The 24,122-nt window shown below is 59.3% G+C and carries 21 protein-coding genes; 15 read left to right on the plus strand and 6 right to left on the minus strand.

Annotated elements, in window-relative coordinates; translation table 11 throughout:
• The first annotated feature begins 206 nt into the window (after positions 1-206).
• The 5 genes from galE to HAV21_RS10920 all read left to right on the plus strand — a co-directional run bounded on the left by galE (position 207) and on the right by HAV21_RS10920 (position 7,538).
• The gene (gene galE, locus HAV21_RS10900) at positions 207-1,220 is read left to right on the plus strand and encodes a UDP-glucose 4-epimerase GalE (RefSeq protein WP_166841709.1); all 1,014 of its coding nucleotides are present in this window, start codon (positions 207-209) and stop codon (positions 1,218-1,220) included.
• A 410-nt stretch (positions 1,221-1,630) separates the two neighbouring features.
• Positions 1,631-3,067, plus strand: a complete 1,437-nt coding sequence (locus tag HAV21_RS10905) for a sugar transferase (RefSeq protein WP_243753239.1) — start codon at positions 1,631-1,633, stop codon at positions 3,065-3,067.
• Between the two features lie 586 nt (positions 3,068-3,653).
• Positions 3,654-4,964 (plus strand): DUF4012 domain-containing protein, encoded by a 1,311-nt coding sequence (locus HAV21_RS10910; protein WP_243753240.1) that lies wholly within the window; start codon positions 3,654-3,656, stop codon positions 4,962-4,964.
• 176 nt (positions 4,965-5,140) lie between these two features.
• Positions 5,141-5,767, plus strand: a complete 627-nt coding sequence (locus tag HAV21_RS10915) for an LPXTG cell wall anchor domain-containing protein (RefSeq protein ID WP_166841712.1) — start codon at positions 5,141-5,143, stop codon at positions 5,765-5,767.
• Between the two features lie 988 nt (positions 5,768-6,755).
• Entirely contained in the window at positions 6,756-7,538 is a 783-nt protein-coding gene (locus HAV21_RS10920) for an SGNH/GDSL hydrolase family protein (protein WP_166841713.1), read from the plus strand.
• A gap of 430 nt (positions 7,539-7,968) precedes the next feature.
• Here the strand turns inward: HAV21_RS10920 and HAV21_RS10925 are convergent, their stop codons facing one another.
• The 4 genes from HAV21_RS10925 to HAV21_RS10940 all read right to left on the minus strand — a co-directional run bounded on the left by HAV21_RS10925 (position 7,969) and on the right by HAV21_RS10940 (position 11,191).
• Positions 7,969-8,181, minus strand: a complete 213-nt coding sequence (locus HAV21_RS10925; RefSeq protein WP_166841714.1) for a hypothetical protein — start codon at positions 8,179-8,181, stop codon at positions 7,969-7,971.
• Between the two features lie 323 nt (positions 8,182-8,504).
• Positions 8,505-9,326 carry an alpha/beta hydrolase gene (locus HAV21_RS10930; RefSeq protein ID WP_166841715.1) on the minus strand — a complete coding sequence of 274 codons (822 nt, stop codon included), beginning with the start codon at positions 9,324-9,326 and terminating at the stop codon, positions 8,505-8,507.
• A 159-nt stretch (positions 9,327-9,485) separates the two neighbouring features.
• Positions 9,486-10,913, minus strand: coding sequence for a right-handed parallel beta-helix repeat-containing protein (locus HAV21_RS10935; protein ID WP_166841716.1), 1,428 nt, complete (start codon positions 10,911-10,913; stop codon positions 9,486-9,488).
• Between the two features lie 134 nt (positions 10,914-11,047).
• Positions 11,048-11,191, minus strand: a complete 144-nt coding sequence (locus tag HAV21_RS10940; RefSeq protein WP_166841717.1) for a hypothetical protein — start codon at positions 11,189-11,191, stop codon at positions 11,048-11,050.
• Between the two features lies 1 nt (position 11,192).
• On the opposite strand from HAV21_RS10940, the gene HAV21_RS10945 reads away from it, so the two are divergent.
• From HAV21_RS10945 to HAV21_RS10955, 3 genes are all read left to right on the plus strand, one after another.
• Positions 11,193-12,281, plus strand: a complete 1,089-nt coding sequence (locus HAV21_RS10945; RefSeq protein ID WP_166841718.1) for a substrate-binding domain-containing protein — start codon at positions 11,193-11,195, stop codon at positions 12,279-12,281.
• Between the two features lie 250 nt (positions 12,282-12,531).
• A complete protein-coding gene (locus tag HAV21_RS10950; protein WP_243753241.1) occupies positions 12,532-13,623 on the plus strand; it encodes a TerC family protein in 1,092 nt (363 codons plus the stop codon).
• 118 nt (positions 13,624-13,741) lie between these two features.
• Positions 13,742-14,074 carry a winged helix-turn-helix domain-containing protein gene (locus HAV21_RS10955; protein WP_243753242.1) on the plus strand — a complete coding sequence of 111 codons (333 nt, stop codon included), beginning with the start codon at positions 13,742-13,744 and terminating at the stop codon, positions 14,072-14,074.
• A 126-nt stretch (positions 14,075-14,200) separates the two neighbouring features.
• Here the strand turns inward: HAV21_RS10955 and HAV21_RS10960 are convergent, their stop codons facing one another.
• Positions 14,201-14,458, minus strand: a complete 258-nt coding sequence (locus HAV21_RS10960) for a metal-sensitive transcriptional regulator (protein ID WP_017200146.1) — start codon at positions 14,456-14,458, stop codon at positions 14,201-14,203.
• A gap of 123 nt (positions 14,459-14,581) precedes the next feature.
• On the opposite strand from HAV21_RS10960, the gene HAV21_RS10965 reads away from it, so the two are divergent.
• The 3 genes from HAV21_RS10965 (at position 14,582) to HAV21_RS10975 (ending at position 17,433) form a co-directional block, all read left to right on the plus strand.
• Positions 14,582-15,196 (plus strand): rhodanese-like domain-containing protein, encoded by a 615-nt coding sequence (locus HAV21_RS10965; protein ID WP_166841720.1) that lies wholly within the window; start codon positions 14,582-14,584, stop codon positions 15,194-15,196.
• A complete protein-coding gene (locus HAV21_RS10970) occupies positions 15,193-15,951 on the plus strand; it encodes a sulfite exporter TauE/SafE family protein (protein ID WP_166841721.1) in 759 nt (252 codons plus the stop codon). The genes HAV21_RS10965 and HAV21_RS10970 overlap by 4 nt, the downstream gene beginning before the upstream one ends.
• Positions 15,952-16,032: 81 nt before the next feature.
• On the plus strand, positions 16,033-17,433 hold the full coding sequence (locus HAV21_RS10975; RefSeq protein WP_166841722.1) for an MBL fold metallo-hydrolase: 1,401 nt from the start codon (positions 16,033-16,035) through the stop codon (positions 17,431-17,433).
• Between the two features lie 337 nt (positions 17,434-17,770).
• Here the strand turns inward: HAV21_RS10975 and HAV21_RS10980 are convergent, their stop codons facing one another.
• Positions 17,771-19,195 (minus strand): potassium transporter TrkG, encoded by a 1,425-nt coding sequence (locus tag HAV21_RS10980; RefSeq protein WP_166841723.1) that lies wholly within the window; start codon positions 19,193-19,195, stop codon positions 17,771-17,773.
• 378 nt (positions 19,196-19,573) lie between these two features.
• On the opposite strand from HAV21_RS10980, the gene HAV21_RS10985 reads away from it, so the two are divergent.
• Genes HAV21_RS10985 through HAV21_RS11000 form a run of 4 tightly spaced genes read left to right on the plus strand, consistent with a single transcriptional unit; the run spans position 19,574 to position 24,099 of the window.
• On the plus strand, positions 19,574-19,672 hold the full coding sequence (locus HAV21_RS10985; RefSeq protein ID WP_166841724.1) for a potassium-transporting ATPase subunit F: 99 nt from the start codon (positions 19,574-19,576) through the stop codon (positions 19,670-19,672).
• A gap of 6 nt (positions 19,673-19,678) precedes the next feature.
• Positions 19,679-21,346, plus strand: a complete 1,668-nt coding sequence (kdpA, locus tag HAV21_RS10990; protein WP_166841725.1) for a potassium-transporting ATPase subunit KdpA — start codon at positions 19,679-19,681, stop codon at positions 21,344-21,346.
• Entirely contained in the window at positions 21,343-23,475 is a 2,133-nt protein-coding gene (gene kdpB, locus HAV21_RS10995; RefSeq protein ID WP_166841726.1) for a potassium-transporting ATPase subunit KdpB, read from the plus strand. The genes kdpA and kdpB overlap by 4 nt, the downstream gene beginning before the upstream one ends.
• A gap of 9 nt (positions 23,476-23,484) precedes the next feature.
• Positions 23,485-24,099, plus strand: coding sequence for a potassium-transporting ATPase subunit C (locus HAV21_RS11000; protein WP_166841727.1), 615 nt, complete (start codon positions 23,485-23,487; stop codon positions 24,097-24,099).
• The last annotated feature ends 23 nt before the right edge of the window (positions 24,100-24,122 follow it).

The following is a 24,122-nucleotide window of genomic DNA, read 5'->3' on the forward strand; positions in this document are numbered from 1 at the left end:
ACACCTGAAGCCCGCCGCTGCATAGGACGGTGGCGCACGATTGTGTTTTCTCAAGTGTAACGGGCGTGATCGAAGGTTCCGAGTCTCCGAAACGCCAGAACTAGCCGCATCACTATGAACTGAGGTGAGCTGCAGTACGCAGAACAGTGCACCGTTCCGTCACTGATTTTGGTTCTCGACCCAGCAGTAACAGTACACTCAGCCATATGAAAGTTTTGGTCACCGGAGGCGCCGGATATATCGGTTCACACACCGTCCTCTGCCTTCTCAATGATGGCCACGAAGTTGTCGTTCTAGACAACCTGCGGAACTCTAGCCCCGAATCATTGTTCCGAGTAGAAGAACTCGCAAGCAAACGTGTCGATCTGCGTCGAATAGACATACTGGACGCCGCTGCCCTTGACGAGGTGCTGGCTCAAGGAGAATTTGAGGCAGTCATTCACTTTGCGGGTCTAAAGGCCGTTGGGGAGTCGGTCGAAAATCCGCTAATTTACTATAGAAATAACGTTGTTGGCACGCTCAACTTGCTTGAAAGCATGGAAAGAGCTGGAGTAAAGAAGCTGGTCTTCAGTTCTTCGGCCACCGTTTATGGCGATTCGGAGCATGTTCCGCATGTCGAAAAGGCATCCCTTGACGCAACCAACCCGTACGGTAGAACCAAGGAACAGATTGAGGACATCCTAACGGACCTGGGTGCTGCCGAACCTGAATGGGCCATCGCCCTACTCCGCTACTTCAACCCCGTCGGAGCGCATGAGTCGGGCCTGATCGGCGAAGACCCTCGAGGCACTCCGAACAATCTTCTACCATTTGTTTCACAAGTCGCGGTCGGACGAAGAAAAAAAGTCACAGTGTTTGGCAATGACTACCCTACCCATGACGGGACCGGAGTCAGGGACTACATCCACGTCATGGATCTGGCTTCCGGTCATTTGGCCGCCTTGAACTTTATCGAGTCAGCAAATGGCGTGTACCGCTGGAATCTGGGAACTGGGCGCGGATCGTCGGTTCTAGATGTGATTGAAGCTTTCAGACTGGCGTCCGGCCGCTCAATTCCCTATGAGTTTGCGGCCAGAAGACCGGGTGATGTGGCAATCAGCTACGCCGACGCCTCAGCCGCCTTAGCCGATCTCGGATGGTCTGCCCGTAAGAACCTCTCGCAGATGTGCGAAGACCACTGGCGTTGGCAGAACTTGAATCCGCACGGATACTCCTCGTAATCGCTGATTTGCAGTTATGGGTCGGCAATACCAGCATTCACCACCCGGCCTCTTCGCCATGGGTAGTGAATAAGGGCAAGGGGATCCGGGGTCTGGATGCTGCCACTGCAAACCGAAGTTGTCGCCCCTGTTGCGCATTATGACCTCACACTGAATGGGGCGGGTACGTCCGCGAAACTGTCTTCGTACTACGCCGAAACAGACACGGCTGCAACAGAACACTGAAAGGAACATGCGTGGTCACCCTGGTCGCACACCAGCGGAGGTTGCAGCGCTCTCTCGGAGGCTCTTCGTAATCGAAGGCACCCGTCTCGTGACAATGCAGCATTGCGAATGCTTGTCTAGGCCCATGTATCCTTACGACGGGGTTCTCCCTACACGAACACATGCCTACAATTGGGGATTGCACATTGGGGACCGGATCTGATTGGCGACCACGATCATCGCGTCTTCTCAGGTTTGCCGATGCTTTCGTCATAGTCTGGGCTGTTTCAGGTGCCTATGTCATTCGTTTTGGTCTCGAACCGAGCTTTCTGGTGACGTCACAGGAGCCGAACTACGTCTGGCTATCAGTAGCGTTAGCCATCGCCTGGTGGCTCATGCTGGGAGCTTGGAACACTCGCCAGAGTCGGATCCTCGGCGCTGGACCGGATGAATACAAGAGGGTTGCTGCCGCCTCCCTCTGGCTATTCGGACTGATTGCAATATTCTCGTACGTCTTTCGCATCGAGACCGCACGAGGTTACGTTGGCATAGCATTGCCAGTTGGCCTGCTAGGACTCCTTCTCGCCCGATGGCTGCTTCGCCAGCACCTAAGCGTTGCTCGACAAAAGGGCAGCAGCATGTCACGGCTACTCCTTCTGGGCGGACCGAGTTCCGTTGCGCACCTAGCCAAGTCGCTTCACAGCGCCAAACACGCCGGATACCTTCCCGTTGCGGCCTTCACGCCAGGCGCGCGAGATCAACCACCTATCGAACCCATCTCCGGGTTGCCCATATTGGGAAGTGGAACGGACACACGGGCCGTTCTAGAAGCAATCGATGAATGCCAAGCCGATGCGGTTGCTGTCTCCGCTGGTGTGCAGTTACATCCCCAGACAATTAGGCACCTTGGCTGGGAGCTGGCCGCACGTAACGTCGGGTTGATCATGGCTCCGGCCTTGACTGATATCGCAGGGCCCCGTATCCATACACAGCAAGTTGCTGGGTTGCCGCTAATTCACGTGACCACACCGACCCTCGAAGGTGGGCAACGCGTTGCAAAGCGCTTGTTTGATGTCCTGGTCTCCGGCTTATTGATCATCTGCACCCTTCCCCTGATGTTGATAATCGCCGGTTTAGTGAAGGTTGGAAGCAAAGGGCCGATCCTCTTTAAGCAGGCTCGAGTTGGCAAGGAAGGTAAGCATTTTCAAATGCTAAAATTCCGATCCATGGTCGTTGATGCCGAAGCCCGACTCTCAGAACTTGAACACCGGAACGAAGGTAAAGGCCTTCTATTCAAGATCAAAGATGACCCCCGAATCACGCGTATTGGGGGTATCCTCCGGAAGTACAGCTTGGACGAACTTCCGCAGCTATTCAACATACTTGCTGGCTCGATGAGCCTCGTGGGACCGCGTCCACCACTGCCTCGCGAAGTCGCTGAGTATGAGCACGACGTTCGGAGAAGGCTTTTGGTAAAACCAGGGCTCACTGGTCTTTGGCAAGTTAGCGGCCGTTCAAACCTCTCTTGGCAGGATTCAGTTCGGCTCGACCTTTATTATGTGGAAAACTGGTCCTTGGCCGGCGATCTAGTCATAATTCTCCGCACGGTAAGGGCGGTGTTTCAAAGCAGCGGCGCCTACTGAGCGTTTTGAGAGCGGCACGCACACTGACCGATCAAGAAAACTGAATGAGGCTATAGCAGCAATGTCATCGAGATCTGGCAGCACTCCAGTTCGCTCCACGCGCATCCTGCGGAAGCGCATTAAAATCATCGGCATCTTCACTGCGGCGGCAGCTATTGTTCTGCTCGGAGCAGCAGCATGGATGAGCTCAATAGCAACGACCATTAACTCGGAACTGCAGAGTGCCACACGCCTAGTGCCAAACCTAAAGGCTCAAATAGCCGCAAACGATGCGGAAGGGGCAGCCCAAACTGTTGAAGACCTAATCCGACACACTGGGGCAGCTCGCGACGCTGCTGACGACCCAGTATGGACTGCAGCCACAGCAGTGCCGTGGCTCGGCCCCAACGTGCAGACGGCCACTGAAGTTGCACGGTCCGCGGATGATGTAGCTCGCCTCGGGGCGGCTCCTTTGGTGAACGCCTTTCACTCACTCAACTGGGCGACGCTGGCACCATCCCCCTCTGGTATGGATCTTGAACCCCTTAAAGCTGCGGCTCCACAAGTCGATGCAGCTGCTCACGCAGTTCGCGAATCATCTAATCGCTTGAATGAAATCGACACGCAAGGCCTGCTACCGTCCATCTCAAGCGCCCTGGTGGAAGCACGAACGGAGCTTGCGGGCCTTGGTGATAATCTCGACGTTGCAGCCGACGCGGCAAGAATCGCACCCGCGATGATGGGGGCCGACACTCCACGACGATATCTACTTCTCATGCAGAATAACGCGGAGTCTAGAGCGACAGGTGGTATTCCCGGCGCGTTGGCCGTCCTAGCCATTGATAAAGGCTCCATGAACCTGGCCTCCCAAACCAGCGCAACAGCCCTAGGGAGCTTCGTCCCGCCCCTAACCGTTGATGCAGAGCAGCAGGCAATATTCTCGCCCCGCATTGGACGCTTCATGCAGGATGTGAACCTCACTCCTGACTTCGCCACAAGCGCGGCCACTGCCCAAGCCATGTGGGAGGAGCGAACCGGCGAACGGGTAGATGGTGTGCTCTCCCTTGATCCCGTTGCGCTTAGCTTCATACTTGAGGCCACCGGTCCCGTTAATATTTCGGACCCCTTGGTCCAGCAGGCTGGAGCGGGCTTGCCGACCGCACTAACTGGCGGGAACGTAGTCCAAACTCTCCTATCGGATGCGTACAAAGTGATCGAAGAACCGAAGCTCCAAGACGTCTACTTTGCGGGCGCCGCGAAGGAAGTTTTTGGTGCTTTGTCGTCAGGGAAAGCCGATCCCAAAAAGCTCCTTACTTCGCTCGCAAAAGGCGTCGAGGAACGGCGCATACTTCTTTGGTCCAGCGCTCCCGAAGAGCAGACGGCAATAGACCGGTACCCACTGGGCGGAAGGATCGCTGGCGCAGCAGTAGCACCGGCCCAGTTCGGCATCTACTTCAACGACGGAACAGGCGCGAAAATGGACTACTGGGTAAAGCGCTCAATAAAAGTAGTCAAAGACTGCACTCGTGATGGATACAGGGAAGTCACAGTGAAAGTCACGAGCACCAATACCGCCCCGGTTGACGCCCCGACGTCTCTGCCTGAGTACGTCACAGGAGCTGGAGCCTACGGTGTGCCGCCAGGCTCCGTGCAGACAAATATTGTCGTCTACGGTCCTGTTCAATCGAATATTGACACTGTTGTCAAAGACGGAAAGAAGGTGGCGTTCGCCGCTCAGAGGCACAGCAACCGAGCAGTAGGAACGTCCACGATCCGCTTGGCCCCCGGCGAAAGCACTTCTTTAGAGTTCAACTTTGGCCATATCGTTCAGCACTCGACACCGGAAATCGTAGTCACGCCCACAACCCAGCCAGTAAGCGATGTGATCCAAGCCACAATCAAGGCTTCATGCGAATAAGTTAGGGTGAACGCATTAATCCTTTGTAACGGGTCTAGTTTTTCTTTGCTGTCCGTGCACTTTGAATGGTAAGTTCTAGGTGGGCAGCACACTGAGATTTCGCTTACGTTTACGTAGGGTCTCGGAAATCTCCAACCACCACGTCGTAACCACTTTAGGTCTCAGGGGGGACACACATGAGGAAATCTCTCGCAGCACTTACGCTTGCAGGTTCCATCGCACTTCTCGGCGCAGTACCAGCCGTAGCTAACAATGCCAACTATCCGGCACCCAATACCAGCGTTGCCGTATCCGACGCCTCAGTTGCACCGGGTGAAGCTTTTGTTTTTAGCGGAACAGGCTTCATCCCGGGAGAAGGCATTACGATCACGGTGACTCCGACTGGTACTCCTGCAGCACGCGCTGGCAGCATTTCTGCTGGCAGCCTTGCCGTTTCTAGTCGCATTCCGCTGGCACCGTCCACATTGAGCGCGACCGCTGATGGCAACGGTGCATTCTCCACTCCGATCGTCATTAATGAACCTGGTGCCTACACCTTGACGGCTACCGGCAACTCGTCCGGAGTGACTGTTGGTCCTGTCACTGTAGTCGTCGGCGGTGCTGCCCTATCGAACACGGGTGGAAACTCTGCCGCCGGCACGGGGACGGACTTGGCCAATACCGGCGGCGTCCCGCTCGCCAACACCGGCGCTGACTCAAGCCTCATTCTGTGGTCCCTTGTGGGCGCAGGCGCGCTGGCCGCGGGCACCGCATCTGTTGTCGTTGCTCGACGCCGGGCAAAAGGCACCGAGGCTTCTGCATAGTCCGTGATCTGAACCTTTGCGGGTGGATAGCCAGCTGACTAAGCTGGCTATCCACCCGCATTTTTGTCATCCATGCACTTAAGAAACGCCGCTTGTGGTATTTGTAGAGACTATGGGGCGGCACTGGCGGAGAGGCAGATGGCATATTGAAGTGGATATGCCCGCATCACACTTGCGGTTACCCCGAAATTTCAAACAGTACGTCCTACTAGCGCTATTGGCTGTTGCAGCTGTAACCATGAGTGCCTGGGCCCTGTTTCGAACCTCCTAAACACCCCCTCATTATCACGAAACATCGTGTACTGAGGCCTAGTAGCCACTCGGATAGCCTAACTGAGTCAACAATCCCCGAAGTTTTGATGACACTCGTCCGGAGTACACACTCCCCCTTACTCGGGAAGAGGCAGCCTCCCGAGAACTGCCCTCGACATTTCAAGGTGATTCACAAGTTTGGGGATGCAACTGGAAAGTAGCCGCATGATGATCGTGGCGGCACGCTCTGCCAGACAGTCCGGTTGCTGCGTCGATGGACTCAGGTTATCAGTTACGTAAACACCTTGAAGAGACAGAAAACGACTTGCCGCATAGGCCTAAACCCAAGTAGAACTGGCCAAAAGTGAAGTGCTCACATCGAACATCGGTTTCTAACCGCAGCGCCGACAATAGTTGTGGTCGCAGTAGCCACGCTCTCGAATCGTAGTTGACCCGCCCCTGCTTCAGGAATGGTCGGTCAGCTGGTGGAGGAGCTCGCATCCTGAAGAGGAAAGTACGGCAGGTGGGCAAGGTCGGTAGAACTCGGCTACCTTAGTTGCAACATAAGGCAATGAACCAGCAGTATTGGATCACGGTCCTACTTATCAGCCGTTTACAACGTCTGTAACTTTTGTCTAGGGGACCTGAACTCGACGAGTGCGATGCAACCTTTTGACTTCAAGCCGCTTATGCTGGATGCGGTTTGCGTACTACAGCGTGACTTGACAATGAATTCTTGGGGGAAATCGTGGCCTCTAGCCGCCTCACTCGCCGCCACCTCAAGCTGGCCGCCTTTAGTCTTGGAGCTGCTCTTGCCGTGGGGGCCGCATCAATTCCATTTTACTCGACCTCAGTCGCGATCCAATCGCAGCCTCCGGTGTCTGCACAGGTTGCCGAGTATCTTGCGCAGTCTAAAGACAAGCCTTCGCCCCAGCCCATGAAAATTATGGCCGTACTTGGCGATTCATTCTCGTTGGACAAACCGGACTACTGGCACCGGCGCGCAGCTGCCTGCATCAACTATCAGCCCTTCGTGTCCGCAGTCGGAGGGTCCGGTTTCGCGCAGCCTGGTCAAAATCAGCAGCCATTCGACTTCTCAGCGCGCGTTGAGACAGTGGCCACGAAGAAGCCAGACATCATCATCTTCGCCACGGCATTCAACGATGCTGCCTATACCGAGTGGCAGCCCGAATATGTCAAAAGCAGGACACTAGAGACTATTGCGACTTATAAGTCCCGGCTGCCCGAAGCCAAGATCGTGATTATGGGTCCGTTCTGGGCCGTCGACCCCTTGCCAGCCAAGATTACTAACAATAGGGACATTCTCGCCGCCGCTGCGAAGGAGGCTGGGGTGACTTATGTAGATTCCTCTACTTGGGTTCGCAAGGACGAGGATCTGGCAGATAATGACGGCCAGCATCCAACTGCGTCAGGGCATCGGCTCATCGCGGACAACCTACTTGCCGAACTAAGCGAGTCCGGGCTCGTGAGTCCAAATGTCGAATGCGGCATCAAGTAAGCGCCTGGCCGCAGAATCTTCCCGTCACAAAGTCATCTCCGTTGTCATTCTTTATTCATCAATCCTGTAGGGAACCTCTAGCTACCCGTCCCCGCCCAGCCTCCGACTGACTGACTTCTTCCGCGATCTGCCCGCGTCCGTGCGGTGGAGGTGGGCTCCCCCGGGAGGAATCCACGGCGTCTTCGGTGATGCTCAAGGCTTGGCGGTGGCGCAGTTCCAGCCATCCTTCGGGAGACCCGCCCATGGCACGCTCGAAGTCGCACTTGATTTGTCCCCTCTCGTTCACGTTGCGGCCGTGAGGGAGTTTCGGCTGGTCAGCATCTGCATCTTCTTCAAGGCATGGCCATTGTCGGTCGACCCTTTTCACTGCGGGGCTCAGACGTCCTGCGCAAGGAGAGAGTCCAAAACCGGGGGCCTGAGCTCGGAGAATCTACAGCCCTGATTCGTGGACATGCTGTCTCGTGCTGAAGATAGCGCGTATTCCCATGACGTAGCTATACAGGGTCAGCCCGACTCTAAGAACCACACCGAGCAGCGCGATCTCGCCGCGGCGGATCCACCATGGCAGAATTCTGGGGATGCGGCGCACGGGCAGCCCGGCCAAGGACGTGAGCACCATTGTCAGCGCGGGAATGGAACCCAAAGCAAAAGGAATCCCAAGGGACCGCCTCCGCCTCCGGAAAGCGGCACGACTAGAACCGGCGAAAGCACGACGTAACCGACGACGACCCGCCAGCCTCCCACCATCCAGCCCACTCCAGTTTCGTTCAGTCCGCTGAGAGGGGCCCACCAGACGTCGCCGATTTGTCAGGCGGCGGCGCCGGCCTTTTGGAGGATGTCATGGTCATAGAGAACCACACTGGTTGCCTCGTCATTGCACGGACAAGTGAAATCTTGTAATTCCGGCGGTAACAACGACTCTTTAGTGGTCGCTACTTCTCGCGTGGCATAGCCGAGTCCGCATAGTTACGGGCGCTTGGGCAGCTCGCCCAGGAAGCTAGTCACATCCTGCGCCACGCGCTCAGGACACTCCCACAGCACCAGGTGACCGGTATCCTCGTAGACCTTCAATCGTGCACCGTTGATGCGTCTAGCCAAGGTTTCTTGGTGCTGCCGCGGCACCAAGTGGTCGTGGGCGCCCCAGAGCATGAGTGTGGGGACGGAAATGTGGCCGGTCTCCGTCGGAGGAACCGCCTCATAGAATCCGCGCAACGAAGCTTTCCAAATTGATGCCGGCATAGCGAGTCCGTCTTTTACCCGGTCTTCGATGTAGGAGGCCGAAACGGCATGCAGCAGTCTGTACCAGGACAAAGACTCCCGAACCCAGTCCTCTGAGATCGGATCTTCCAGCCCCTCTACGTCGTCAGCAAATGGTGGCTTCCCATGCAGGCTCAGTGGTGCGCCTACCAAGATCAGGGAAACTACAAGATCCGGATGAGTGGCAGCGAGTTGCTGTGACACGTATCCCCCGCTGGACGAGCCCAGGACATGCGCATGTTTGACGTCCAAAGCATCCATCAGGGCAACTACGTCCATAACTATTTCGGACAACGCATAACCGCTTTCGGGCTTGTCCGCCTCACCATGACCTCGTAGATCGGGCGCCAGAAGCACAAACGTCGGAAGCGAGGCAATGAGACGACCGAAACTCCGCCGGGATTCACCCCACGCATGCAATAGCAGCAGCGGTGCGCCGCCGTCGTCGGCTATTTGCTCAAGGTTCCCTTGTACGAAACAGGGCACACTGATCCCGGTGCTCAAAGCGACGGTCCTGACCCCGGACTCCATGACCCCAGCGTACGCTCGCGGCTCGCCGGTTGTGCAGCATCAGCCATTCCGGGTCTTTCAAAGCCACCAACAGCAACAGCGTCCGTCTCTGGGGGAAGCAGAGCCCAGGGACCCGGACCTTCCCTGTGCTCAACCGGACGCACAGGGAAGGTTCGCAGCTTAGTAGCCTTTGGTGGCGGCGCCGAACCGGTACGCTCCCCTGTCCACTCCCCCGGCCGGACGGGTTACTCCGGTGAAGTCAATGCTGGGCGCGAGTTGGGTGGTGCCACTGCCGACAGCCGGCGAACCGGACTTAATCCGGAAGTCAGAATCCGCCCCAACCGTGGAAGGGTAGTAGAACAGGGGATCCGCTACCTCGTCCTGCGGCCCCAACACCTCCGGGGCAGCTCCGTTGAAGTACGTGTTGTAGTCATACCGGACATTCACGTTGTTGTACTTGGAGTTGGTGGACTTGCCGGTCCGCACGTAGGAGACATTGTTCAGGACGTTGCAGTCCTGGCTTTCCCAGGCCCCGATGTTTCCATAATTCAGGGTGGAGCCTGCGGCGTTGAAGTAGCCGGTGTTGTTGATGATGTCCACGTTGTTGGCCTTGTAGGCGTGGATGCCCGAACCGCCGTTGTTGAGAACCACGTTATTGGCCACCAAAGTCCTGCCCTGGTAGCGGACACCACCGGACTCCAGTCCCAGCGTGGAATCGACAATGATGCCATTTCCGTCCGAAATCTTGCCGGTATTCCGCCACGGAATGGTGGACTTGTTGCCGTAGACCAAATTCCTCGTAAAGAAATTCCGCGTCCCCGTGTTTGTGTTGAAGTTGGAAGGCACCAGGGTGGAGACGCCACTGTTGGCGAAGATGGAGTACCAGGCATTGTTATAGATGGTGTTCTGGTTCACCGTCAGGTAGTCGGCCTTGATAGCAGCAACACCACCCCCGGGCCAGCTATGAATGACGTTGTTGCGCACGATGATGTGGTGGGAACCAACCGTGCTGGTATCCCCCTGCGCAAGCTGGATGCTGATGCCGCTGGCATTGTATGTGGGGGTTGCCTGCAAACGTGCAGCGTACGCATCGGCATAAGTGAGTTCGGCGTTCAAACCTGCAAGGGTGAGGCCCTCGATGGTGATGTAGTCCGCTCCCGTGATCCTGATGCCGGCCCAGGACTCCCGCGTCACCGTGATGACGGGCGTATGCCCCGGGTACGCAGCGTAGGTGATCGGAAGACCATCTTGTCCGGAGCGCGTGATGTTCAAAGTCCCACTGTTCCCCGGGGTGCCGTTGTCAATGTAAGTCCCGTTCATGATCAGCACAGTGTCACCGGGTGTGGTGATGTTCGACGCCGCCTGCAGTGTCCCGAAGGCCTTTTCCGGTGTGGTGCCATCCTGGGTAGGGCCTGTTCCTGCCCCGGCCCGGACGTAGATGCTCCGTCCCGCTACGGCGCTTGCGGGCCTGGCAACGATGCCGCCCTCCTGGATGGTGAAGCCAACCGCTCCCACCGCTGCGCCGATCCCCATCAGTCGCAGGACGTCTCTGCGGCCGGGGCCGCGGAGCTGTTCCAGCGGATTGGGCTCATTGCGTGAATTTGTCATAGCCAAAACTTCTCCCCTTTGAGTAATACCGCATTCGTTCCGCGGTCACGACGCAGTCAAACATGTGACTTGCCCCACAGCCCACGGAAACGAACCAATTAGCACACACTCACACAAAGGCAAACAAACGTTCCTTAAGCAGCGCTGACATCCGCAGCGTCCTCCGCGCGGCATTCTTGACCTGTCAGCAGCGCCACCTGCGGGTAGACTGCCACCACCCCGGGAGCCCTGTCCCCCAGAAACCCCGGCATATCCAAGCCGGCTCGAATGAGGATCACGATGGCACCAGACACACGTTTTGCGGAACAGCGGTATGAATTCGTCATGAACGAGCTGCGCAGGGAAGGATCGATTGGCGTCGGGGACATAGCCACTCGCCTCTCGGTAAGTCAGATGACCGTCCGGCGGGATATCGAGGTGCTGGCGCGGCGTGGGCTCCTGAGCAGGGTCCATGGTGGTGCCGTTCTTGTGAGCACCGCCAATGAAGATGATTGGCCCCCGACAAATAACCAGTCCAAGTACAAGCTGGGGATTGTCGTGCCATCGCTGGAGTATTTTTGGCCCGGAATCATCAGGGGAGTTCGCGCCACGGCAACAGCCAAGAAGACTGCAGTTGTGGTGAGAGGCTCAGCCTATGACGGGCCGGACAACCGTCGCCAGATAGAAAAACTGATTGAGCCTGGAAAGGTTCATGGACTCTTACTGGCGCCGACCACCTCAGGCCCAGGTGGCCCTGATTTGCTGCGTTGGATTGGCGGTCTTTCTGAACCACACGTACTCATGGAGCGTTTCACGCCGTCCCATCTGGTGGGTGGCGGTGCCGACATCGTAGCCACCGATCATCGGCACGGAACGGAAATTGCTGTGCGGCACCTACGCTCTCAAGGCCATACAAAGATTGGAATACTCATCAGCCGGGAGTCCCCCACCGCAGGTCACATCCTGCGTGGTTGGGCGGCGGCCTGCGCAGAGCTGGGGATTCCGAACGGCACCGATCTGGTGCACGAAACGGTGAGCTTTGACGCCCCACACCGGGAACACGTGCTGAAACTTGTATCCGACAAGATCCTTGGCGCTGGAATCACCGCCCTGATCATCCACTCAGACCCTCACGCTGTTGACTTCGCCCAGTTTTGTTCCCGCCACGGCATAGCGATCCCCGACGACGTAGCGGTGGTTGCGTACGGCGATGAAGGCTCACATCTGGGAGAGCCCCCGCTCACTGCCGTTCGACCGGCCAAGCAACACGTGGGGCGCCTCGCAGTGGAGATGCTGCTGGCACGCCTGGAAGAGGGTCCCGGACGACCCACTCAACGCATATATGTGAATCCCACCTTGGTAGTACGGGAGTCGTCAGTCACGAAATAGCGCAGGGATCACCATGCCCTGGACTCCTCGCTACAGAGCTTGCAGGACAGCCCTAATGCCCTGCACGAGAAAGGCTGGCCCTGTTGCCTCAATAGGTGAAGCATGGTTCACTATTTCCACGGAGGGGAGTATCCCCCAAATGTTCCGTCGTCAATCCGGCCGTCCGTGTACGGCCCGGCGGGACAGGCCATTTCTCGAAAGTGGCTGGGAAAGACCTCCAGTTGGTTCACCGACTGGAAGAGGTTTCCTCATGAATGTTCCCCTATGGGCATGGCTAGCCGTTCTCGGCGTTATTGTTCTGATGCTCGCCGTGGACTTATTCGCCCACCGCAAAGCCCACGTAATCGGCGTCCGGGAAGCAGCCCTATGGTCAGCGGTGTGGGTTGCCTTTGGAGTTGGTTTCGGCGCGCTCGTGTGGCAACTCTACGGAGCCGAATACGGTCAGCAGTACTTCGCCGGATACCTGATAGAGAAGTCCCTCGCCGTGGACAACGTATTCATCTGGGCCATCATCTTCACCTACTTCGCCGTCCCCCGCGAGTACCAGCACCGCGTGCTGTTCTTCGGCGTGCTGGGGGCTCTCATTTTCCGCGGCATCTTCATCGCAGCAGGATCAGCCATCATCGCCAGCGCCGGATGGGTGCTCTACCTGTTCGCAGCCTTCCTCCTCATCACCGGCTACCGCATGATCCGGCACCGCAACGAACACCTCGACCCCGAAAAATCCAAAACCCTGGCGCTGTTCAGGAAAAAGGTCCCCATGACCAATGACTTCCACGGCCAAAGATTCCTCATCCGGAAGAACGGCGTCCTTCTTGCCACCCCGTTGCTAGCAGTCCTGGCCCTGGTCGAATTCACCGACATCATCTTCGCCGTGGACTCCATCCCGGCGATCTTCGCCGTCACTGACGAAGTCTTCCTCGTCTTCACCGCCAACGCCTTCGCGATCCTCGGCCTCAGAGCCATGTACTTCCTCCTCGCGGACCTGATCCACCGCTTCATCTACCTCAAAATTGGTCTCGCACTCGTCCTCATCTGGGTGGGCATCAAGATGCTCCTCAAAATCGACATCTACTACATCCCCACCCCCATTTCCCTCGCCGTCATCGCCACCATCTTGGGCGTATCCATCGGCATGAGCCTCTGGGCTACCCGGGGACAAGGCCGCAAAGAACTCCCCGCGCCAGCAAAACCGCCCTTCGGGACAGCCACACCCCAAGAACTCGAAGCACTGGAACCACTCTGGCCAAACAGCTGGGCGAAGAAACAGCACACACCACAGGAGCAGCCTCAGGACAGCGGGGAACGCCGCCCCTCAGTGAGCGAAGGAGACAAGAAATGAGCGTCTACCCGCACCGGGCCATGTGTCCTTATCAGTCACGGAAACGCCGGCGGGGCATCTGCGAACGCACACTACACATGCGTCGCTCCCAATGAGCTCGAAGGAAGCGTTGCCAGCTATGCCGCCTCCGCCCCCGCCTCCGCGGAAACGGCATAGCTGGACCTTCCTGACGAACCACGGACACGTCCTGCTTTCCGTTGCCACAGACCCCGGGATCAGGGTCACGGAAATAGCTGAACGTGTTGGGATCACACCACGTGCAGCCCTTCAAATACTCAAGGACCTCGAAAACGAGGGGTATCTTCACCGCAGCCGAGTGGGACGCCGCACCCACTACACCCTGGAACCCCACCAACACTTCCGACATCCCAGTACATCAGCACATGAAATTGACGAGCTGATCCTCCTACTCGCCCCTCATGCACCTTCAGCTTCTACCGAGGACGACTGACCTCACTCAGCGCGGGCGCTTGCAGTTGGGCGCGGGCGACGGCTAACCACGGCTGTTCGATTGCCTGGCATGCGGGGTTTGGCTAGGGGCCGGCGTGTCCGCATCTGCTTCGACCCATCGCAAGGGTCAGGCGAGGGAGAGGAAGAGCTTCTCCAGCTCCTTCTTGTCCATGGTTGCGTCCTTCTGGACAATGCACTGTTCCAGCCCCGTGGCGATGATGGCGAACCCTGCCCGGTCCAACGCCTTGGACACTGCCGCCAGCTGCGTCACTACGTCCTTGCAGTCACGGCCTTCTTCCAGCATGCGGGTGACAGCGGCCAACTGGCCTTGCGCGCGCTTGAGGCGATTGATGACGGGGGTCAGTTCTGAGGGATTGAGTTCCACGTACTTCTCCAATGATCAGGATCCTAACCTCGATCCTATACCCCCTAGGGTGTTTTGATTACCCCCGGGGGTATATGCAATACTCGGTGGGGTATCCACCTATCCCCTTCCGAGAGGCCAAAAATGACTCCCCCTCCCACGACGCAAGCCATTACCGCCCTCGCCCCGGAGACCCTTCGGACCTGGATCCATCAGCACCAGGACCTCATGGTGATCGATGTTCGCTCCGCGGCTGAGTTTGAGGCGATGCATATCCGCGGCTCCTACAACGTGCCCCTCCCGCTGCTCTCAGAACACACAGACGAGCTGGCCACCCGCTTGGGCTCCAGGGTGGTTCTGGTCTGCCAGTCAGGAGCACGCGCCGAGCAAGCCCGGCAGCGCCTGGGCAAGGCCGGCCTGGAAGGTGCGTACGTCCTAACCGGCGGAGCTCCCGGTTTCGCCGCAGTTGGCGGGGACGTGGTCAGGGGCAAGAACCGCTGGGACCTCGAGCGCCAGGTCCGCCTCACCGCAGGATCCCTGGTGGTCCTAGGCCTGGCCGGAGGCAAACTCATCTCTCCCAAGGTCCGCCTACTCGCTGGCGCCATTGGAGCCGGGCTGACCTTCTCCGCCGCCACCAATACCTGCGCCATGGGTAAGGCTCTTTCAGCCATGCCGTGGAACAAAGCCGCCAAAGAACCCACCCGCGAAAGCGCAATCCTTCAGCTACCCCTGGTATCCCCTGGGGGTGCCGCAGCATGATTTCAGCCCTGGGCCTGGGGCTAGTGGTCGGCGTTGTCCTGGGTGTAGTAGGCGGTGGCGGGTCCATCATCGCAGTGCCGGCCCTGGTGTACGGGGTGGGCATGACCCCCTCACAGGCTATTCCGACGTCGCTCCTGGTAGTGGGCGTGTCCTCCCTCGCCGCTCTTTTACCCCGGGTCCGTGCTGGCCTGAACTGGCCCGTGATCGCATTGGTTGGAACAGCCGGCATACCGGCAGCCTGGGCCGGTGCGGCCGTGGGCAGACTGCTTGATCCCAACATCCTGATGCTCGCCTTTGCCGTGATCATGGTGGCTGCAGGCATTCGGATGCTGATGAAAACCCGCGAATCCGAGGGGTCCTGCAGCACGGGCCCACACCGCGCACTCCGATCCTGCGTTCCGAAAGCCGTAGGAGTGGGCCTGCTGGTGGGGTTCCTCACCGGATTGCTGGGTGTTGGAGGAGGTTTCCTGATCACTCCCGCACTGACCATCCTTCTTGGCCTGCGCATGAAACAGGCAGTAGGAACGTCCCTGGCAATTATCGTGATCAACTCTGCCGCCGGGTTCAGCGCCCACGCAGCCGGCTACACCATTGACTGGGCCACCACCCTGGCATTCGCGGTCCCGGCCATCCTGGGATCCCTTGCAGCAGCCCGCCTTGCCCGTCACCTGCATGACAAGCACATCCGCATCTCATTTGCGGTACTCATCTTCGCCGTCGCGGCATGGGTCACCGCCGGCACAGTCACTGCCTGACCCAAGCAACCCGATACAAGCAACCGGCCCCAAACAACTGGGCCTATTCAACTGGACCTATTCATCAAGGGAGCGAACATCATGCTTATTGAGCGTATTTACGACGAAGACCTCGCCCAAGCCAGCTATCTGATCGGCTGCCAAGCCAAGGGAGAGGCCGTTGTTGTGGACGGCCGCCGAGACATCGCGGTCTACCAGCAACTGGCTGAAAAGAACGGCATGAAGATTGTTGCCGTCACAGAAACCCACATCCACGCTGACTATCTGTCCGGCACCCGTGAACTGGCCGCCGCCACCGGCGCAACGATCTACGTCTCCGGCGAAGGCGGCCCGGACTGGCAGTACAAGTTCGACGGCGAGCGCCTCTACGACGGCCACAAGATCACCATCGGCAACATCAGCATCCAGGCCGTGCACACCCCAGGCCACACACCTGAACACTTGTCCTTCCTGGTCACCGACGGCGCATTCAGCGACCAGCCCGGCTACCTGCTCTCGGGCGACTTTGTCTTCTCCGGTGACCTGGGCCGACCGGACCTGCTGGACGAGGCAGCCGGGGGTGTGGACACCCGCTTTGAAGGTGCAAAGCAGCTGTTCGCGAGCCTTCGGGATAAGTTCCTCACCCTGCCGGACTATGTCCAGGTCCACCCGGCCCATGGTGCCGGGAGTGCCTGCGGCAAGGCCCTGGGTGCAATCCCGTCTTCCACCGTTGGCTACGAGCGGCTGTACGCCTGGTGGGGCCCTTACCTTGCCGCCAACGACGAGCAGGGTTTCATCAACGAGCTTCTGGACGGGCAGCCCGACGCGCACGCCTACTTTGGGCGGATGAAGCGGGAAAACCGTGAGGGCCCAGTGGTGATGTGTGAGCGGACGCCTCTGGCCGAACTGACGGTAGACATGGTTGCCGCTGGTCTGGCCGAGGACACTCTCACGTTCATTGACACCCGTTCCCACCGTGAGGTCCACGAACGCACGGTGGACCGTTCCCTGAACGTTCCGGCCGGCAAATCCGTGGCCAGCTACGGCGCTTGGGTTGTGAACCCGGAGACCGACAAGAACCCCTTGGTACTTCTAGCGCGGGACCGGGAGCAGGCCATGGACATGTGGGACCATTTGGTACGGGTTGGCATCGACAACGTGGCAGGTTACATCACCAGCATTGCAGGGCTTCCCCTGGTGACGCCAAAGCTGATCCAGCCCGAAGAGTTGCAGGGTTTTGACGCCGCTTTGGTGCTGGACGTTCGCAACCGCAGCGAACACGTGGCCGGGAATATTCCCGGCTCCTACCAGCTAAGCGGTGGGCGGGTCATGTGGCATCTGGACGAGCTTCCCACCGAGGGAACCCTTGTGACGTACTGCCAGTCAGGTGTCCGGAACTCCGTGGCGGCCAGCGCCCTGCGCCGTGCCGGATACGACGTAGTTGAGCTGGACGGCAGCTATGCAGCGTGGAGCGCACAGCAGAACTCTGCCACGACGGCCTAATTAGCCACGTCCCTTCAGACCGCCCGGGCAGGTCCCCCCTCTTGCCCGGGCACCTTCACGGCGGCGGGGCCGGACACCTGTACCTGCGTACTGTGTGTCCGGCCCCGGCCTGCGGTTCGTACAACCGCCAACTATTGGGGGTTTATTGGAGGTAGTTCATGAGCCGCTGAGATCAGTTAAGTCCATGGGGTACTCACCGGGCACGAGTAGTGGGTACTCGACTTTCTGCCGTATCCGAGAGCTGGCTACTTGCTGTGGGAGCCCGTTTTCCTTGAAATCCCGCGGCTGAAAACGCACTACGGATTGATACAACCCGGGAACAGACCGGCTGAAATTATCAGCCGATGATGGGCCGCTCTTCGGGTAGCTGGAAAAGCCTTGGCCGGGATGCCAAGGCGATGGCTGAGGCAACCGTGACGGTTCCTATACGGCCGGCAAACATCAACGCCATCAGCACCCATTCGGCGGTGGGAGGCAGGTTGTAGGTAATGCCCGTGCTCAGCCCTACGGTTCCGAACGCCGAGATGGTCTCGAAAAGCACTTTCTCCAGGCTGTAGTCGGTGGACATGAGGAGCAACAGCGTCCCAAGGATCACCACTCCCACACCCAGCAGGGCCACGGTGAGAGCCTGGCGTTGGGTGGAAGAACTAATGGACCGGTGTGCGATGGTGACGTGCTCGCGTCCCCGAATTTCGTTCCAGATGGCAAACCCCAACACCAGGAAGGTGGTGATCTTGATTCCGCCGGCCGTTCCTGCGCTGCCACCGCCAATGAACATCAGGATGTTGGTGACCATGAGGGTTTCGGGAGTGGCTGCCCCGTAGTCAATGCTGTTGAATCCTGCTGTCCGGGGAAACACCCCTCCCCCAAGCGCCGCCAGAATCTTGCCGCCAAAGCTCAAAGGACCTAGCGTCTCCGGACGGTTCCACTCAAAGGCACCGAAGAGTACGATGCCTGCAATAAACAGCAGCACATAGCCGAAGATGGTCAGGCGAAGGTGAATGGTCCAGTTCTTGACGTTGAAGGGATTTCTGAATAACTGGATGATCACCGGGAAACCGAGTCCCCCGGCAATGATGGCCGCGCAAATGGGAACGATGATCCAAGGGTCCTCCGCGAAGCCAATGAGGTTGTCGCTGTAGAGCGCGAACCCTGCGTTGTTGAACGCGGAGACTGCATGGAATACGCCGTGCCATAGGGCTGTTCCGGGACTGTCGTCATAGGCAATCCAGAAGCGGACCGTCAGGATCAGTGCAGTGACGGCCTCAAAGGCGGCCATAATCTTCACCACCCTGAACAGCACAGCCTTAACGTCCCCGAAGTTCAGGGTGTGGGTTTCCGACTGCGCCACAAGCTGGCCGCGCAGGCCGATGGTCTTTCGCACGAACAAGGCCAACAGGCTAGCCAGCGACATGATCCCGAAACCACCTACCTGGATGAGCATCAGAATCACCCCGTGCCCGAAAGGGGTCCAGAAAGTGGCTGTGTCTACTGTGATCAGGCCAGTGACGCAGACAGAGGACACGGCGGTAAAGAAAGCCGTGGTGACGAGGTCATCCACCTCGCCTGTCCGCGAAATGGGCAGCATCAAGATCCCCGCGCCGATGATGATCACCGCAAGGAACGCCAACGGCACCGAACGGACCGGATGCAGCAAGGACACCCTCAGGCGCTCGCCTTCCCGCCCGAGTGCCTGCAAAAGCGGGTTGCTGCGCACAACGGATCGTTGGGCTGTGGACAGTCTTTCCGGGGCGCGCGTCATCAAACACGCTCCCAAGGATGTTTGAACACTGGATCCCTTTCCGGGCAGACCGTCAGCATCACAACCCGTGCCGAAATTAGCACCGATGAGGGAGCCGCTGGCAGGAAACTGGCATTTCTTGACGAATCCTTAACGCCCGCCCGTTAAGGCCACGTCAAGATTTCCAGCGTCCGCATTAAGGATTCGTAAGGAACGCCTTTTCGCCACTTTTGCAGGAGTTGACTGACATCAGCCCCCGGGAAAGGGGCTCTGATGAAAGGACGTTCCAGTGGCCGACGTGGCTGTTGTGGTGATTCTTGTGGTGAGCATGGGAATCGTGATGTGGGTGGCCCACCTTTTGGGCAAGATGGTGGACGGCGATGGCCCGGTGAGCGGGCAATGAGCGTGGATGCCATCATGTGGGTGAGCTTGTTCGTCCTTGGCTTGGCCGTTGCAGGGTACCTGCTTGCAGTGTTGCTCAACCCGGAAAAGTGGTGACGGCGGGTGGTCTTCAGTACTGCATCCTTCATCACCCAGATAGCCGTGCTGGTACTCGTGTTGGCACTGCTGCACAAACCCTTGGGCCTTTACATGGCACGGGTCTTCTCAAGTACCAAGCACGCCAAAGCTGAAAGGGCCCTCTACCGCCTGGCCGGGGTGGATTCCGGGACTGAACAGAGCTGGTCTGTGTATCTGCGCAGCGTTCTGCTCTTCTCCCTGATATCCATCCTGGTGATCTTCGCTCTGCAGCGCCTCCAAGGCGTACTGCCCGGCAGCAACTCCCGTCCCGGCGTGGACCCGTGGGTTGCCATGAACACCGCTATCTCCTTTGTCACCAACACCAACTGGCAAACGTATGTGCCTGAGGCCACCGTGGGCATCTTTGTCCAGATGTGCCTGCTGGCCGTGCAGAACTTCCTGTCCGCCGCCGTCGGAATCGTGGTGGTGGTAGCCCTGATCCGCGGCATAGCGCGGACCACGACTGACCGCTTGGGCAACTTCTGGGTGGACCTTACCCGGGCCTCGTTCCGCATCCTGTTGCCCATCGCTACGGTGGCGGCAATCGCCCTGGTGATGGGCGGCGTCGTGCAGAACTTCTGGTCCACGGAGGTCACCAACACGGCCAACGGCGTGAGTCAGCTGATTCCCGGCGGTCCAGTGGCCTCCCAGGAAGCAATCAAAGTCCTGGGCACCAATGGTGGCGGATACTTCAACGCCAACTCTGCCCACCCCTTTGAAAACCCCAGCGTGTTCACCAGCCTGTTCCAGGTGTTCCTCATCCTCCTGATCCCTTCAGCCCTGCCCTACATGTACGGGCGGATGGTGGGTGACCAACGCCAGGGCTACACCGTGGCTGCCGTGATGGGGACGCTGTGGCTGACGTCCACCGCGTTGATGGGCTGGGCGGTGTCTTCCGGACAGGGAACAGCGACGGCGGCAGCCGGCGGATTGGGCGAAGGGTTCGAACAACGGCTGGGACCGGCAGCGAGCTCCATCTTCGCCGCGTCCACCACCCTCACCTCCACCGGCGCCGTTAACGTTGCCCACGATTCCCTGCCTCCCTTGGCCGGCGGAATCGCAATGCTGAACATGATGCTGGGTGAAGTAGCTCCCGGCGGAACCGGATCCGGACTCTACGGAATGTTGGTTCTGGCCATCATTGCGGTGTTCATTGCCGGGCTGATGGTGGGGCGTACCCCGGAATTCCTGGGGAAGAAGATCGGCCCACGCGAAATGAAGCTCGCCGCCCTCTACATCCTGGTCACCCCCACGTTGGTACTGGTGCTCGCCGGAATCTCCTCCCTCCTCCCCGAAGTAATGGCAAACGCTCCGGCGTCAGGGCCGCATCAATTCAGCGAACTGCTCTACGCCTTCACCTCCGGCGCCAACAACAACGGCTCAGCTTTCGGTGGCATCACCAGCTCCGGCCCCTACCTGTCCACGCTCCTGGGGTTGGCCATGCTCCTGGGCAGGTTCCTGCCCATTGCGTTGGTTCTGGCCTTGGCCGGCTCGCTGGCCCGTCAAAGGAAAATCCCTGCCTCCGCCGGGACAGTCCCCACCCATGGCCCCCTGTTCGGCTCGTTGCTGCTGGGCGTGACCGTGATCCTGACCGCTTTGAGCTACTTCCCCGCCCTGGCTCTGGGCCCACTCGCAGAAGGACTTATCAAATGACCAGCTCCAGTACGGCTGCGGCCGCGGAGACCCAATCACCCATCAGCTCCAGCGGCGCTCCTGCCCCCGGCCAGCCGGGCCATCACAGCAAGGCACCGGCCAAACTCAACGCGTCCACGCTTCTGGCAGCACTTCCCATGGCGTTCAGGAAGCTGGACCCGCGGCAAATGATCCACTCTCCTGTCATGTTCGTGGTGCTGGTGGGGGCTGCGGCCTGTACGGCCATCTGCTTCCTGAAGCCTGACGTTTTCAGCGTCGCTGTGACGGTATGGCTGTGGCTCACGGTGCTGTTCGGCACCCTTTCCGAGGCAATCGCCGAGGGACGCGGGAAGGCTCAGGCGGACAGCCTCCGCGCGAGCCGCCAAGGCGTCATGGCCCGGCTCCGGCTGGAGGACGGGACCATCAAGGAAATACCTGGCACAGATCTGAAGCTGAACGACGTTGTCATCTGCGAGGCCGGGGACGTGATCCCCTCCGACGGAGAAATCATTGAGGGCCTGGCCAGTGTGGACGAGTCCACCATCACCGGCGAATCTGCGCCCGTCATCAGGGAATCCGGTGGCGACCGATCCTCCGTGACCGGCGGCACCAAGGTCCTCTCTGACAAGATCGTAGTGCGCATTACCGCCGAGCCTGGAGCCACGTTCATTGACAGGATGATCAAGCTGGTTGAAGGGGCTGTCCGGCAAAAGACCCCCAACGAGATCGCCCTGCACGTCCTCCTCGTTTCGCTGAGCATCGTGTTCCTGGTGGTCACCATGGCTTTGGCACCCTTTGCGTCCCTGGCGGATGCAACGCCGTCCCCTATCGTCTTGGTGGCGCTGCTGGTATGCCTCATCCCCACCACTATCGGGGCCCTGGTCCCGGCAATCGGCATAGCAGGCATGGATCGGCTGGTGCAGCACAACGTCCTGGCCACCTCGGGACGGGCGGTGGAAACAGCCGGCGACATCACCACACTGTTGCTGGATAAGACTGGAACCATCACCTACGGCAACCGCCGGGCCGTCAACTTCTTCCCGGCCAACGACGTCGAAATGAAGGAACTCATCACCGCCGCCCGGCTGTCCAGCCTCGCCGACGAAACCCCGGAGGGCCGTTCCATTGTGGAGCTGGCCGACACCAAAGGTATAGACGGACCCGATCTCGCCGGTCTCCGCAGCAGTTACTCGGAGATCGCCATAGTGGAGTTCACGGCCAGCACTCGCATGAGCGGCTTGGATCTGGACGGGCGCCTCATCCGCAAAGGTGCGGCGTCCGCCGTCGGGAATTTTGTCACCGACGCCGGCGGCCACCTTCCAGCCGAAGTCCAGTTCCGCGTGCAGGAAATTTCAGCCCAAGGCGGCACGCCGCTGCTGGTAGCCGAGAACACGCACGACGGCGGCGCACGGGTTCTGGGAACCGTGCACCTTGCCGATGTGGTCAAGCCAGGCATGAAGGCCCGCTTTGCCGAACTGCGGAAAATGGGTATCCGCACGGTGATGATCACCGGCGACAACCCCGTGACAGCCAAGGCAATCGCAGCCGAGGCCGGCGTGGACGACTTCGTGGCCGAAGCCACGCCCGAGGACAAACTGGACGTCATCCGCCGCGAACAAGGTGAAGGGCGTTTGGTGGCCATGACAGGTGACGGCACCAATGATGCCCCGGCCTTGGCGGCAGCGGACGTGGGGGTGGCCATGAATTCAGGGACACCGGCCGCGAAGGAAGCAGCCAACATGGTGGACCTCGACTCGGACCCTACCAAGCTGATCAACATCGTGGGCATCGGGAAGCAGCTTCTGATCACCCGTGGTGCGCTGACCACGTTCTCGGTCGCCAACGATGTTGCCAAGTACTTCGCAATCGTCCCGGCCCTCTTCACCGCCGCGTTCCCGGGCCTTGGACTGCTGAACATCATGGGGCTGGCCAGTCCGGCGTCGGCCATTTTGTCTGCGGTGATCTTCAACGCGCTCATCATCATCGCCCTGGTTCCCTTGGCGCTTCGCGGCGTGAAGTACCGGGCAGTCACCGCCAACCAGGCACTCGGCCGGAACCTGCTGCTCTACGGGCTGGGCGGGTTGATAGCCCCGTTCCTCGGTATCAAACTCCTCGACCTGGTTATCTCCCTCATCCCAGGCATCGGCTAGGAGCCACTCATGAATGTCATTTCCGGATACCTCCGCCAAGCAGGAACCGCCATCAGGTTCCTGCTCCTGGCCACCATAGTGCTGGGCTTGCTCTACCCACTAGCCGTCTTCGGCGCAGGACAGCTTGCCGCGCCTTTTCAAGCCAACGGTTCCATCGTGAAGGACTCCTCCGGGCAGGCTGCGGCGTCCGCGCTCATCGCCCAGGCCGCGGCGGATGACTCAGGAACGCAGGACCCGCAGTGGTTCCACCTCAGGCCCTCCGCCGTGGGTTGGGACCCGGCAACGTCCTCGGCCAGCAACCTGGGGCCCAACGATGCCAAGCTCCTGGAGACCGTAACCACCAACCGTGCAGCAGTTGCGGCAGCGGAGGGCGTCAGCCCTGAGGAGGTCCCGGCCGATGCCGTGACGTCCAGCGGTTCCGGACTGGACCCGCACATCTCCAAGGACTACGCCACCCTCCAAGTACCGCGGGTGGCACGAGCCCATGGACTGGAACCACAAGACGTCCAAAAGCTGGTGGACCAGCAAACAAGCAGTGGCCTGGAGGCTTTCCTGAGCCAGCCCTCGGTGAACGTCACGCTGCTCAACCTCGATGTGGCACGTCTGGCCGGGACGCGCGGCTAACTGCCGTTCCGGAATGTTCAGAT

Source organism: Paenarthrobacter sp. MSM-2-10-13 (assembly GCF_011605365.1).
GTDB lineage: Bacteria > Actinomycetota > Actinomycetes > Actinomycetales > Micrococcaceae > Arthrobacter.

Coding starts and splice junctions, on each gene's coding strand:
- galE (WP_166841709.1), top strand. CDS start 207: ATGAAAGTTTTGGTCACCGGAGGCGCCGGATATATCGGTTCACACACC.
- HAV21_RS10915 (WP_166841712.1), top strand. CDS start 5,141: ATGAGGAAATCTCTCGCAGCACTTACGCTTGCAGGTTCCATCGCACTT.
- HAV21_RS10930 (WP_166841715.1), bottom strand. CDS start 9,326: ATGGAGTCCGGGGTCAGGACCGTCGCTTTGAGCACCGGGATCAGTGTG.
- HAV21_RS10935 (WP_166841716.1), bottom strand. CDS start 10,913: ATGACAAATTCACGCAATGAGCCCAATCCGCTGGAACAGCTCCGCGGC.
- HAV21_RS10945 (WP_166841718.1), top strand. CDS start 11,193: ATGGCACCAGACACACGTTTTGCGGAACAGCGGTATGAATTCGTCATG.
- HAV21_RS10950 (WP_243753241.1), top strand. CDS start 12,532: ATGAATGTTCCCCTATGGGCATGGCTAGCCGTTCTCGGCGTTATTGTT.
- HAV21_RS10955 (WP_243753242.1), top strand. CDS start 13,742: ATGCCGCCTCCGCCCCCGCCTCCGCGGAAACGGCATAGCTGGACCTTC.
- HAV21_RS10965 (WP_166841720.1), top strand. CDS start 14,582: ATGACTCCCCCTCCCACGACGCAAGCCATTACCGCCCTCGCCCCGGAG.
- HAV21_RS10970 (WP_166841721.1), top strand. CDS start 15,193: ATGATTTCAGCCCTGGGCCTGGGGCTAGTGGTCGGCGTTGTCCTGGGT.
- HAV21_RS10975 (WP_166841722.1), top strand. CDS start 16,033: ATGCTTATTGAGCGTATTTACGACGAAGACCTCGCCCAAGCCAGCTAT.
- HAV21_RS10980 (WP_166841723.1), bottom strand. CDS start 19,195: ATGACGCGCGCCCCGGAAAGACTGTCCACAGCCCAACGATCCGTTGTG.
- HAV21_RS10985 (WP_166841724.1), top strand. CDS start 19,574: ATGAGCGTGGATGCCATCATGTGGGTGAGCTTGTTCGTCCTTGGCTTG.
- kdpB (WP_166841726.1), top strand. CDS start 21,343: ATGACCAGCTCCAGTACGGCTGCGGCCGCGGAGACCCAATCACCCATC.
- HAV21_RS11000 (WP_166841727.1), top strand. CDS start 23,485: ATGAATGTCATTTCCGGATACCTCCGCCAAGCAGGAACCGCCATCAGG.